The sequence below is a fragment of the Methylomonas koyamae genome (assembly GCF_001644025.1).
In the GTDB taxonomy this organism is placed as follows: Bacteria; Pseudomonadota; Gammaproteobacteria; order Methylococcales; family Methylomonadaceae; genus Methylomonas; species Methylomonas koyamae_A.
Window position 1 is genome coordinate 15,059 of sequence record NZ_LUUK01000219.1, and the last position, 13,978, is coordinate 29,036.

The 13,978-nt window shown below is 53.3% G+C and carries 4 protein-coding genes; all 4 read left to right on the plus strand.

Annotation, left to right across the window (positions count from 1 at the left end; genetic code table 11):
* Nucleotides 1-86 precede the first annotated feature (86 nt).
* The 4 genes from A1355_RS21900 (at nt 87) to A1355_RS21915 (ending at nt 13,970) form a co-directional block, all read left to right on the plus strand.
* Nucleotides 87-887 carry a hypothetical protein gene (locus tag A1355_RS21900; RefSeq protein WP_157197990.1) on the plus strand — a complete coding sequence of 267 codons (801 nt, stop codon included), beginning with the start codon at nt 87-89 and terminating at the stop codon, nt 885-887.
* 79 nt (nt 888-966) lie between these two features.
* Nucleotides 967-8,643, plus strand: coding sequence for a non-ribosomal peptide synthetase (locus A1355_RS21905; RefSeq protein WP_064031411.1), 7,677 nt, complete (start codon nt 967-969; stop codon nt 8,641-8,643).
* A 29-nt stretch (nt 8,644-8,672) separates the two neighbouring features.
* The gene (locus A1355_RS21910; protein ID WP_064031412.1) at nt 8,673-10,676 is read left to right on the plus strand and encodes a carbamoyltransferase; all 2,004 of its coding nucleotides are present in this window, start codon (nt 8,673-8,675) and stop codon (nt 10,674-10,676) included.
* 18 nt (nt 10,677-10,694) lie between these two features.
* Nucleotides 10,695-13,970, plus strand: coding sequence for a non-ribosomal peptide synthetase (locus A1355_RS21915; RefSeq protein WP_064031413.1), 3,276 nt, complete (start codon nt 10,695-10,697; stop codon nt 13,968-13,970).
* Nucleotides 13,971-13,978 lie beyond the last annotated feature (8 nt).

Sequence of the window (13,978 nt, forward strand, 5' to 3'; positions counted from 1 at the left end):
TTTTATTTTGTTTAGCCTTTGGCCTTAATAGAGTGTTTGTTTCAAGAGCGAACTCAAGCATCTAAAATTAAAAGTGGACGAAATCTATGTTAGATGCTCGGTTTATATCTGGAACAGCTTCGCTCTATAGTCCTTTATCAGGCACGGAGCATTTAGCGCCATTACTTTATAGCTTGATTCGCAGCGTGCGTCCTAGGTCTGTAGTGGAATTTGGCATGGGTTATACAACGCCCTACATCATCAAAGCGCTTTCAGATAATCAGCAGGACGTTGACCGAGAACGGCCTTTGTTAATCGCTAAAACTCGAGAGGCTCATCAAGTTGCGAACACCGTTGAATCTCAAAGAGACTGGTTTTTAGCGCAGCCGACCGGGGCCGATCCCAGGTTTTATGAGCCAGAGTATCAGCCCATGCTTTATGCTTTTGACGATTTCTCCGAAGAATATAGTTCCGCTCCGAAGGTAATTGAGGCATTGACTGCCTTGGGTTTGGAGAGCTTTATGACTTTGTCGAAATCGTCGGCGATTAATCATAGTTCGGTTATCGCGCCGTCGCATCTGCCTATTGATCTGGCTTGGAATGATGCATTGGACTATGAAGCGTTTTTTGATGAATACTGGCCGCTTCTGAATCCGAATGGCGGATTAATGATTTTTCATAATACGGTTAACGGCTGTCCAAAGTGTGCAATGTTTGTTAAGCAGTTGAAGTTAAAACAGGTGAGTCAATTTTCTGATTTTGAGTTGCTCAGCTTTTTTGAGCCGTATAAGTTACACCAAAATAGTTATACCGTAATAAGAAAAATAACGGCGTTCAAAGAACATTTTCTGGATTGGGATCAAAAGTCAATTACTGAAAGCGCATTGCGCCTGATCGATAAGCATTGACGAGATAAACCATCCGGAATGTGTTTCGGTTTTTAATGTCGGTCATCTTGAATATTAGATAATAAATAGGATTTGTACCTTGGCTGTCGATAAACAAAATGTGGCGAATATTTACCCGTTGACGCCGTTACAGGAAGGGTTTTTATTTCACGCCTTATCCAATCAGGACGATTCTTATATTCAGCAGATTGCCTATTTGTTAAATGGGCGCTTCGATCCGCGACGATTCAGCCAAGTATGGGACAAATTATTCGAACGTCACGAAATTTTGCGGGCCTTGTTCTTTCATGCCGGAGCCGAGCGTCCGTTACAGGTGATTTTGAAAAAACAATCCCCGGTTTTCGAGACTATCGATTTGCGCCATTTAGAGGTGCAGGAGCAGTTACAGCGGCGCCGGCAAATTAAGTCTAAAGACCGTAAACGCGGATTTCGGTTACAGCAAGATTGCCTGACGCGTTTTACCTTGTTGCAGTTGCGGGACGATTTGACCGAGGTCATTTGGACCCACCATCATATTATTTTGGACGGCTGGTCTTTAGGGATTCTATTGGCGGAATGTACCGAGCTCTATGCGAATCCAAATAGCGAATTGCCGTTTACGATTCCCTTTGCACAGTATGTGAAATGGTTGGAGGGAAAGGACAAACAACAGTCTTTGGCATTTTGGCGCCATTATTTGGCGGATTATCAAGACGAAGTGAAATTGCCGTTTACTTCGGCGTCTTCATTACCTGATTCCGGTCGTATTCGAGCATCTTTTCTATTACCCGAGGCCATTTTTAACGGCATTCACGGCTTGACCAAGACCGTTCAAGTCAGCTTGAACAGCATCTTGCACGCTGCATGGGCCTTATTGTTGGCTCATTACAACGGTAGCGAGGACGTGGTATTCGGTGCCACGGTGTCTGGCCGGCCGGCCGAGATCGACCATGTCGAGCGGATTGTCGGTTTATTTATCAATACCATTCCGGTCAGAGTGTTGCTTACGCCGACGATCAGCGTTAGGGACTTATTGTTGACTATTCAGGCGCGGGCGATTGAGGCGGAGGCGCATCATTATTCGCCGCTTTCGGCCATCCAGGGCCAACATCCCTTGCAAAATCGCCTGATCAGTACCCATCTGACCTTGGAAAATTTTCCGCTCGACGAACGCTTTAAGCGGATGTCGGCTCAAGAGAATGCCGAATTAAGCGTGCAAGCCAACGAGGTGATCGAGCGCACTCATTATCCGTTTGACATCCAGTTTTTGCCCGCCGAGTGCGGCATTAAGGTGCAAATGGCCTACGGCTCGGAGTATCAAGCCGATATGCATCGCTACATCGAGGCGCATTTATGCCAAATTTTGCGGCAAATTATCGAAGCACCGGCAATGAAATTAGCGGAAATTTCGTTGTTGGACGAGCAGGGCCGGCAAGCAATTATTCAACAGACTGAGCAAGGTATAACCTGCTTTAGCTTCGATGCCTTATTGTTACGTTTCGAACGTGCCGTTCATACGGCGCCCGACGCGATTGCATTGAGCTACGAAGCGCAACAGTGTAGTTATGCCGAGCTGGATGCTTATGCGAACCATCTTGGCCGGCGTTTGTACGATCTAGGTTTAACGGCCGGTGATTTCGTCGGCTTATGCTTCGATCGCTCCCTGGAGTTGGTGGTCGCCGTGTTGGCGGTATTGAAAGCGGGTATGGTTTATGTGCCGCTGGACCCATTGTTGCCCGAACAACGGATGCGTTTCATCGCCGGGGATTCGGGGATCAAAATGCTGTTGACGACGCAAGACAAAGCCGTTCAGTTGGCGGATGTGGCGCCACGCTTGGAAACAGTGGCTGTCGCCGAGTTGAACGCGGCAAGCCATTTGTCAGTGAATTGGCAGGCAAGGCCGGATAGTCCTGCGTATGTGATTTATACCTCGGGCTCCACCGGTCAGCCCAAGGGCGTGTTGGTGAGCCATGGCAATATGGCCCGCTTGTTTTCGGGGACAGATACGCTGTTCGAATTCAATGCCGGCGATGTGTGGTGTTTATTCCATTCATACGCCTTCGATTTTTCGGTTTGGGAAATGTGGGGGGCTCTGGCCTACGGCGGCCGTTTAGTGATTGTGCCCTATTGGATCAGCCGTTCCCCGGTCGATTTTCACGCCTTGTTGGGCCGGGAACAGGTGACGGTGCTGAACCAGACGCCGACCGCGTTCAAACAGTTGATCGATGTCGACCAGCAACACACCGCCAAGCTATCGGCTTTGCGTTACGTGGTTTTTGGTGGCGAAACCCTGGAGTTCAAGCAGTTGAAACCCTGGTTCGAAGCCTACGGAGACCGTCCGCAATTGATCAATATGTACGGTATCACCGAAACCACCGTACACGTCACCTTTAAAAAAATTGCCCCCGAGCAAATCAGTTTACCCGGCAGCGTGATCGGCAAACCCTTGCCGGATTTATCGGTCTATCTTTTAAATCGCTACGGCCAATTGGTCGCACCGGGTGTGCCTGGCGAGTTGTATGTCGGTGGCGCCGGCGTGTGTTTGGGATATTGGAACCGGGCCGAATTGTCGGCTCAGCGTTTTGTGCGCTTACCCCAATTAGGATTGAATACCCTGTTCTACCGCACCGGAGATAGCGGTCGTTATTCGCACGATGGCGAGTTGGAGTATTTGGGACGTCTGGATCAACAAGTCCAGTTCCATGGCTTTCGGATCGAATTGGGCGAGATCGAGCAGGCCTTGCTGCGCGAGCCGGTTATCGAACAAGCCGTGGTCATGCTGATCGACAACCAGCAAGGCCAGCAAACCTTGGCGGCTTACTATCACACGCAGACCGGAGAGGCGTTAAAAACCGCAGCATTAAGGGAATTGGTCGCCAAGCAGTTACCGATTTACATGGTGCCTGGCTGCTTCGCGTATTTGCCGCGGTTTCCGTTAACGGTCAACGGCAAGGTAAACCGGCAGGCTTTGCCGGCACCCGAAACGGCGGCGGACCAGCCTTATTTGGCGGCCGAAACGGCGGAAGAAGGTTTATTGGTTCAAGTTTGGCAAAAACTGTTGCAACAAGAGCATGTCGGCGTGCAAGACGATTTTTTCGCCTTGGGCGGGGATTCGATTCAGGCGATTCGGGTGGTGTCTCAATTGCGTAAGCAGGGTTATCGAATCGACGTTCAGGATTTGTTCCGCTACCCGACCATACAGGCTTTAGCGCCGCAGTTAAAAGTGCTGTCCGTCGAAAACAAAACGCGCCAGCTCAACGGTCGTTTGCCATTGACGCCGATACAACGATGGTTTTTCGAGCAACAGGGCAGTCAAGCCCATCATTTTAATCACACAGCCTTGCTGGAAGCGTGTAGCGGAAGTTGGCAAATCCCCTATCTGGAGCGCGCTTGGCAGCAGTTATTGCAACACCACGAGGCCTTGCGCAGTTGTTTTCATTCGGTAGAGCAAGGCATGGCAGCCGAGATTCTAGCGGAGGATCGCTGCCGCATCGCGGTGCAAGCGGTTTCGCTGGTGTCGGCGGCGGACGTCGAAGCGGCCATGGTCGCGCATGCCGCCGTCGTGCAGCAAAGTTTCGAGGTGGATAAAGCGCCGTTAATCCGCTTGGTGGTGTACCAATGCCCGGCCGCCGACCGCTTATTGATAGTCGTGCATCATTTGCTGATCGACGGTGTGTCGTGGCGCATTTTATTGGAAGATTTCAGCGCCTTATACGATGCCTTGAGCCGCGGGGAAGTGCATGAATTGCCTCGGCAAACCGATAGTTATGCCGACTGGGCGGAAGGCTTGTCGCGCTATAGCCGGCAGCCGGCCTTGCTGGACGATTTAGCCTATTGGCGTGCGCAATCGGCTAGTAAAAGCGCCGCTTCCTGGTCCGGAAAAGCTTGTTGCTACCAGGATGCGCTGAGCCATCAATCTCAATTAAGCGCCGACCGGACGCGGCAATTATTGCAGCAAGCCCATGCTGCCTATAACACGCGGGTCGAAGACCTGTTATTGGCGGCCTGGTTATCGGCCTTGGAAGCCTGGAGCGGTTTGACCCGAACGGTGTTATTGCTGGAAGGTCACGGCCGCGAACCGGTATTGCCGGAATTGGATGTTAGCCGGACCGTCGGTTGGTTTACCTCCCTTTATCCCGTGGTATTGGAAAAGCAGCCGAATCGGGATTTAAGTTATCAAATTCGCTGGCTGAAAGAACATTTGCGACACGTGCCCAATAAAGGCATCGGTTACGGCGTGTTGCGCTATTTGACGCCGGCCGAATTAAGGTCGGCGGCTGATTTGGGGTTTGCCGCGGACCTGGTGTTCAATTATTTGGGGCGTTTCGAGCGCAACGACGACGCCGGCCTGTATCGCGCCTTGAGCAACGACGTCGGCGCGGCGGTCGCGGGGCAGGGAATGAGGCCCGCCGCCTTGGAATTCAGTGCGATGGTGTTGGAAGATCGCTTGTGTATCGAATGGCGCTATGACCGGCATTTGTTTGCCGAAGATGCCATGCAGCGCTTGAGCCGCTTATACAAAGAAAACTTAGAGGCGGTCATAGACCATTGCCTGCGGCAAACCTTAGCCGTGCCGACGCCGTCCGATCTTTGCCACGGCAATTTGAGCCTTGATGAATTGGACGAACTGCTGAGTGCTTACCGGCAAAACCTCGGCGATGTTTGCCTGTTGACGCCGATGCAGGAAGGCATGCTCTATCACGCCGTACGGGAACCCGCTTCCAGTGCTTACCACGAGCAGATCAGCTTTAGCTTGCAGGGGGCCTTGGACTGCGACAGCTATCGCAAGGCTTGGGATCAGCTGGTTGCGCGGCACGGCATATTACGCACGATATTCGTCGACGACCAAGCGCGTAAGCCCTTGCAAATGGTGCTTAAGCACGCTGACGCGAGTTTTGGTGTGGAAGATTGGCGCGAGGACGGAAAGGCATCGCGGAGCTTGGCGGATTATTTACGACAGGACTTGAATCAGCCGTTTAACTTGGCCGAACGACCGCCGGTGAGGATTAAGCTGATTCGCTTGCCCGGCCAGCGTTGGTATTTGGTTTGGAGTTTTCATCATATTTTATTGGATGGCTGGAGCGTCGGAATCTTGATGAACGAAATGACCCGGCTTTACCGGAGCATTTCCAGTCATGAAGAGCCTCGGCTGCCGGTGTCGCCGCCTTTCAGCCAATATCTACGCTGGTTGCAGCAGCAGGATACACAGGCCGCTCGCCGATTCTGGGCCGATTATCTGGAAGGCTACGACGAAGTGGCCGCATTGCCGTCTTATCCTAGCCAACAACCAGGCCAAGCCGAATTCAAGCAAACGCTGCCGCCCGAGTTGCCGGAGCGGCTGCAGCAGGCTGCCAAACATTACAAAGTGACCGTCAACGCGTTGATGCAAGCGGCCTGGGGCATCCTGTTGGGGCGCTATAACGACAGGCGGGACGTGGTCTTCGGCACCGTGGTTTCGGGCCGGCCCAGCGCCATTGCCAATATCGAGCGGATGGTGGGCTTGTTGATTAATGCGGTGCCGGTGCGGGTTAGGTTTGACGAAACGGAACCGGTTTTGGCTTTGTTGAACCGTTTGCACCAACACAACAGCAGCAGCCAGGCCTACCAATTTTTGACCATGGCGGAGAGCCAGCCTAAACAAGGTGCGCCCGACCACTTGTTAGTGTTCGAAAACTATCATCTACAAGCCGAGGAAGGCGATAGTCAGGTCGAATTAACGGTCACCGATGTGCAAACCAGGGAACAGACCAACTACGATTTGACCGTTGTCATCAGCCCCGGTCGGCCATGGCGGTTGACTTGTCTGTACAACAAAGCCCGTTATGCGGAAAGCTATTTGCAACAAGTGATGCGGCATTTCATAGGCTTGTTAAACGGTTTGGCCGAATCCGCCGAGCAACGCATAGCCGACTTGAAAATGCTGACGGTGGCCGAGCGGACTTGGCTGACGCAGATCAGTGTAGGGATTGAACCGCCGCTGCCGACGCCGGATTTGGCCGGCTTATTCGAGCAAACTGCCGCGCGTCACGGGGAAAAAATTGCCTTGCGCGGCTTGGACGCCAGCTACAGTTATGCGGCGCTGAATGCCGAGGCCAATGCTATCGCCGAGCGTTTAATGGTGGCCGGGGTAAAACCCGGCGACATCGTCGCGGTTGCGTTGCCGCGCTCCTGCATGCGGATCATTGCCGTGCTCGGTATTATCAAGGCCGGTGCCGCTTATCTGGGATTGGAGTGGGATCTTCCCAAGCAACGGGCTGAGGCATTATGTCGGGATGCCGGCGTGCGTATAGCGATCCAGCATGGCGGATTCGAACTCAACGGCGTGCGGGGCTTCGATCCCTATGAGCCAATAAATCAAGACCTCGGCGAAACGCCTCCTCGGCGAGTGATTCCGTCGGCGGCTGTCGCTTATGTCTCCTATACTTCCGGTTCCACCGGCAAACCGAAAGGGGTTTTTGTCAGTCAGCGTAGCGTGATTCGTTTGGTTGTCGATAGCGATTACCTGACAATTTCGGAAAAAGACAAATTCTTGCAGTTTGCGCCGTTGTCGTTCGACGCTTCGACTTTCGAAATTTGGGCGCCGTTATTGAATGGCGCGGAATTATCGGTAGTGGAACAAGACCAACCCAGCTTGCAACAGCTGGGTGTTTATATCGAGCAGCAAGGCATTACGATCCTCTGGTTGACGGCCGGCCTGTTCCAGCAGATGGTCGACGAACAGCTCGAGAACCTGGCCAGCGTCCGGCAATTGCTGGCCGGCGGCGACGTGGTGTCGGCGGAGCACGTGCGCCGATTGTTGCAGCGCTTTCCTGCCGCGACCTTTGTTAACGGTTACGGGCCTACCGAAAACACCACTTTTAGTTGTTGTCAGCGGATAACTCAAGCGTCCGCGTTGGCAGCTAGCGTGCCCATCGGCAAGGCCATTGCCCATTCGGAGGCTTGGGTATTGGATAGCGAACTGCGCTTGCAACCCATTGGTGCGCTAGGCCGCTTGTATGTCGCGGGGGAGGGAGTTGCTTACGGCTATTACCGCAAGCCGGCACTCACGGCTGCGGCATTTATTCCCCATCCTTATGCCAAGCGGCCCGGCAGCAGGCTGTATGCGACCGGTGATTTGGTTTCCATGAGAATGGACGGCAGTTTGGAGTTTCTCGGTCGCGCCGATAGGCAATTCAAGATCAGGGGTTACCGCATCGAGGCGCAAGAAGTGGAGGCGGCGATTAAGGCGCAGGATTCGGTGCGGGATGTGCTGGTGCAGGCCGTTAAAGATCCCGGCGGCGATAACACCTTGGTGGCGTATGTCATTGTCAAGTCCGGTTGTACGTTCGATCGCGACGGCTTGGTGGCGGCAACGGCTGAGCGCTTGCCGCGCTATTTGCTGCCGGACGTCTGGATGGAGGTCGGCGAATTTCCGTTAAATAAAAACGGTAAGGTCGACTACGCTCTATTGCCCGATCCCTTCGCATTGACATCGGCGCTGAAAGTCGCTCCGCGCAATGAAACGGAGCGAGAACTGTTGGCGATCTGGCAACAGGTTTTGAATAACGAAGCTATTGGTGTTTGCGACGATTTTTTCAATTTGGGTGGACATTCGTTAAAAGCGACGCGGATCGTCGCGTTAATCCGCAAGCAATTGCAGATCGAAGTGCCGTTAAGGCTAATTTTCGAAGTACCGACCATTGCCTTGTTGGCCGAAAGATTGTCGACAATCGAAAAGGCCGGTCAGGCGGGGCCAAAACTGGTTAAGCGGGACCGCAGCCAGCAAAAGGTCGTCTGAACGGATGAAACAACAAAAGAGGAGTTAGCGTGATAATTTTAGGTCTGGCAGGCGGTTTCGATCGGTTGTACGAATCGTTTTTCGATTTCGGCGCCGATTTGCTGCACGATGCCGCGGCGGTTATTGTTCGGGACGGTGAGGTCGTCGCCGGCATAGAGGAAGAGCGCTTAAACCGGATTAAACATACCAATAAAATCTGGCATTCCGCAGTTCGGTTTTGTTTGCAACAAGCCGATATTCGCTTAGAGGAGCTGGACCTAATCGCCGTTTACGTCAGCGAAGCTTTTCTGGACGAGTCGCTAAAGCAACTGCGATTGGTCAAAGCCGACATGGCCGCCGTCGAAGATGGGCGGGCTATGTATCAGTACTTGTTCAGGCGCGAGTTCGGCGTCGATCTACCGCGCGAGAAATTTAGTTTCGTCAACCACCATTTGGCTCATGCCGCGACGGCTTATTACATGTCGGGCTTCGAACAGAGCTTGGTGTTGACCATAGATGGTTCCGGCGACAATGTGTCGACAACCGTGGTCGACGTGCTGGCGAATACGTTTAACACCTTGATGACCAAACCGGTGCACGAATCCCTGGGTTTTTTCTACCTCGACGTCATCCGCTTTCTGGGATACAGAATTTTTGATGAATATAAAGTCATGGGCTTGGCGCCTTACGGTGACGCCAACCGTTTCGCCGATCAGTTTTCCGGATTCTATACGCTATTGCCGAACGGCGATTACACCTTGCACCGCGAGAAAATCGTTGGCTTATACGAAGCCTTAATGCCGAGGCATGGCGATCAGCCGTTCGAGCAAATCCATAAAGATTTGGCCGCTGCCTTGCAACAAGCCTTGGAAACGATCGTCATGCATATGTTGAGTCATTTTCAGCAAACGACCGGACATAAGAGGCTGGCGTTGGCGGGCGGAGTCGGGCAAAACAGCAGTATGAACGGCAAGATTATGCAGTCCGGCTTGTTCGAAAAAGTGTTTGCGCCTTCCTTTGCCGCCGACTCCGGTTGCGCTTTCGGCGCGGCGATGTATGCGGCGCATTGCAGCCTGCCTGAGCTGCCGTTTAAACGCGTACCGCACGCTTATTGGGGTACGCCGACCTTGGCCGGGGACGATTTGTACCGAACCCTGGCTAAATGGCAAGCTTTCGCGACCATCGAAAAAATGACGGATCGCGCCGACCGGGTTAGCGACTTGATGATAGCGGGCAAAGTGGTCGGCTGGGTGCAAGGGCGTTCCGAGTTCGGTCCCAGGGCCTTGGGTAACCGCAGCATTATCGCCGACCCGCGTTTGGGTTCGCATAAGGAGACCATTAACGCAATGATTAAGATGCGCGAAAGTTATCGACCCTTCGCGCCGTCGGTGTTGGAAGAATATGTCGGCGATTTTTTCGACGTGCCGGGCGACGAGCGAGACTTTCCGTTCATGGCCTTCGTTTTGCCGGTCAAGTCGGCGCATAGAGATACCCTGGCGGCGATTACTCACGTGGACGGTAGCGCGAGGTTACAAACGGTCAGTAAAGTTCATAATCCAGAGTATTGGGAATTGATCGACGCTTTCAGGCAAAAAACCGGCATTGCGATGGTGCTCAATACCTCGTTCAATAACCATGCCGAACCGATCGTGGATAGTGCCGACGACGCTATGGTCTGCTACCTGACGTCAGGCTTGGATTATTTGGTCGTCGGCGATTGTTTGCTGACGAAAAAAGCCTGGGGCGAGACCGAACTGAAGAGTTTGATACCGTCCTTGCCCAAAGCGGCACGGCTGATTCAGGAAGATTGTTACCGGGATAACCAGCACCGGTCGCTACAAAGCTATATCGAATGGAATTACGGCGGTAGTTCGCGCCGGCTAATACCCAATGACCTCTATCGCGTATTGCAAGCGGCCGACGGCAAAATGCCGCTACAAACCTTGATGGCGCGAGCAGGTGTCGGTTCCGATAACGAAGCGGCGCTTTACGAGGCCTTTCAGGAATTATGGTCATCGCGTTACATCGTTTTGACCCCCTCTGCTGTAGGTTAACGTTAGAGGAGCATCACCATGAACGAAGAGGCGCGGGTGCCACGGCAATCCTATTTTTTCCCATTGTCATTCGCGCAACAGCGCTTATGGCTTTTTCAACAGCTGCAGCCGGAAAGTACGGCTTACAACATTACCGGCGCGCTGCGGCTGACCGGCTCCTTGGATTGCTTGGCCTTGGAAGCCGCCTTGCGGCAAATCGTCGAACGGCATGAGATTTTGCGAACCACTTTTCGCACGGTAAACGGTGAGCCTAGTCAATGGGTGGAACCTGAGAGCGATTTGATATTGGAACAAAAGGTCGTAGCCGAAGCCGACATAGACCGGCAACTGCAAATTTGCCGCGAACTCGCCGCCGATTTGGCGGGCATGGTTTTCGATTTCGAAAAAGGGCCGCTGATTAAGTTGCAGCTGCTGACTCTTTCGGATACCGAGCACGTGTTGCTGTCGGTCGTGCACCATATTATTTCCGACGGTTGGTCGATGGGCGTGTTTGTCGACGAAATGATGAAATTCTACAGCGCCCATCAGGAAAATCGACCGGTAGCCGATTTGCCGGCCTTGGACATTCAATACGGCGATTACGCCATTTGGCAGCGGGAATGGTTTAGCGGCGACGTTAGGGAGCGGCAGTTGGCTTACTGGCAACGGCAGTTGGCCGGCATGCCACCGTTGATTGCGTTGCCGAGCGATTATCCGCGGCCGCCGGTGCAGCGATTTCAAGGATCAACCCTGATGCTCGCGCTGTCTTCGCAAACGACGGCGGCATTGAAAACCTTGGCTCATCGGGAAAACGCCACCATGAACATGGTGTTGTTAACCGTCTATTTCGTTTTACTGCATCGCTATAGCCAGGAACAGGATCTGGTGGTCGGCACGCCGGTCGCCAACAGAAACCAACCCGAATTGGCGCCCTTAATCGGATTTTTCGTCAACACTTTAGTCCTGCGCGCCAGTATCGAGCCGCATTTAACGTTTCGCGAATTGCTGCATCACGTAAAAGCGCTGTTGTTGGCGGCTGTCGAGCATCAGGATTGCCCGTTCGAGCAAATCGTCGACCAACTGAGACCGGAGCGCGGTTTAAGTTATTCTCCGCTGATACAGACGCTGTTTAGCTATCAAAACGCGCCGGAGCAGGCATTTGAACTGCCAGGGGTCGTCATCGAGCAGTTGCAGTTGCGGCGGAGCAATGCGCAATTCGATTTGGCATTGATGGTGTCGGAAAATACCGACGATATCAGCTTGGAGTTCGGTTACAACACCGATTTATTCAAACCGGAAACGATCGATGCCTTTGGGCGGCATTTCATCAATTGTTGCGAGGCCATTGCCGCTAATGCAGCCTTAAAACCGGGGAGCATTCCGTTGATGGCGGTCGGCGAATACCACGGTGTACTGGCGGCCTGGAATCGCGGCCGGAAGCCAGAGCTGAAAGACGGTAACGTTTTGCAAGTTATCGAACGGCAAATGGCCTTGCATCCCGACGCGACCGCCGTGGTCTGCGGCGACCAGCGGCTGAGCTACGGCGCATTGGGGCAACGCGCCTCGCATGTGGCTAGGCTCTTAGCCGACGCCGGCGTCGCGCCCGGCGACTTGGTCGGACTGTGTGTGGAACGCAGCGTCGACATGTTGGTTGCGATGTTGGCGATCCTAAAGGCCGGAGCCGCTTATGTGCCGATAGATCCGAAATATCCCGAGCAACGGGTCCGATTGATGGTCGGCGCAGCGGGCATCAAGCATGTGTTATCGCAGCGGAGCTTATCGTTCGCTCTGGCTCATTTGAGCGATAACGGCACGTTGGCGCTGTTTTATATCGAAGATTTATTGGCGGCTAGTCCGGTCCGGCGCGAACTACCGGAAATCGCCGCCGAGCAATTGATCTATATGATCTTCACTTCCGGTTCGACCGGCGTTCCGAAAGGGGCCGGGGTGCAACACAGCAGTTTCGCCAACTTGGTGTTGAATTGGTATGTCGCCGATTTCGATTTGCGTCAAGCGACATCGACCTTGGTTTATACGTCGTTAAGCTTCGATTTAACCCAAAAAAATTTCTTCGCGCCGCTCGTAGTCGGCGGCACTTTATATCTATACGAGAAGCCGGAATACGATCCTTCCTTGATCGTTGAGTTAATCGATCGCTACCGAATCGGTTGGATCAACGCGACGCCTAGCGCCTTCTATCCGCTCGCCGATATTGCGGCCGGCCGGCCGGGTTCGCTGGCGTCGTTGAAATATGTATTTCTCGGCGGCGAGCCCATCGCCTTGGGGCGGATTCGACCTTGGTTGGAGTCTGTACAGCGGACGACAACCGTCGTCAACAGTTACGGGCCGACCGAATGCGCCGATGTGTGCCTGTTTTTCCCCATCGATCCCGTCGATCGCTATTGGCAAAGTACGGTACCGCTTGGCGAGGCGATCGGCAATGCTCGCTTGTATGTCGTCGACGAAGCCTTGAATCCGCTGCCGTTCGGTCTGCCGGGGGAGCTTTGCGTGGGCGGAACTGGCGTTGGCGTGGGTTATTTGAACGATAAGGCGCGTACGGCGGAATATTTTTTGCCCGATCCTTTCGGCGAGCAGCCGGGGAGTCGCTTGTATAGAACCGGCGACCAAGTAAAGTTTACGTTGGCGGATGGTTTCGAATTTCTGTGTCGCAACGATCATCAGGTCAAGGTTCGGGGATTTCGGATCGATTTGGCGGAAATAGAATTGACTTTAAATACCTATCCCGCCGTGAAGGAGGCTGTAGTCACCGCCGTCAAGGGCGAACGTGAAGACGGTTATTTAACGGCGTATTTGGTCGTTGGCGATGACCGGCTTGACGCGGCGGAGATCAGGGATTATTTGGCGCAACGCTTGCCGCACTACATGGTGCCGCAGAAATGGCTGATGTTGGATAAATTGCCGTTGACGCCCAGCGGCAAAGTCGATCGCCGTGCCTTGCCCGAAGTGGCCGACGACGGGATCGTCCGTGGGGCATTGCTGGCGCCCGAAAACGAGATTGAGGAAAGTTTGTTGCGCATCTGGAGAGAGGTTTTGCAAGTGTCGGAAATCGGCACCGAACAGAATTTCTTCGATTTGGGCGGCCATTCTTTGACGGCAACTCAGATCGTCAGCAGGATCAAACAAGAATTCGACTTGGAGTTACCGATGCGCGTGGTTTTCGAACATCCCAGCATTAAACGGCAAGCGGATTGGATACTCGCTTCCCAATTCGATGCGCTCGACGTCGAAGAGCAAGCGGACTTGCTCGGTGATTTGGCTCGATTGTCCGACGATCAAACGAGTTATTTGCTTTAGGGCGGTTT

Bases quoted from the DNA above. Each gene is read 5' to 3' on its own strand.
- A1355_RS21900 (WP_157197990.1), top strand. From the start codon at position 87: ATGTTAGATGCTCGGTTTATATCTGGAACAGCTTCGCTCTATAGTCCT.
- A1355_RS21915 (WP_064031413.1), top strand. From the start codon at position 10,695: ATGAACGAAGAGGCGCGGGTGCCACGGCAATCCTATTTTTTCCCATTG.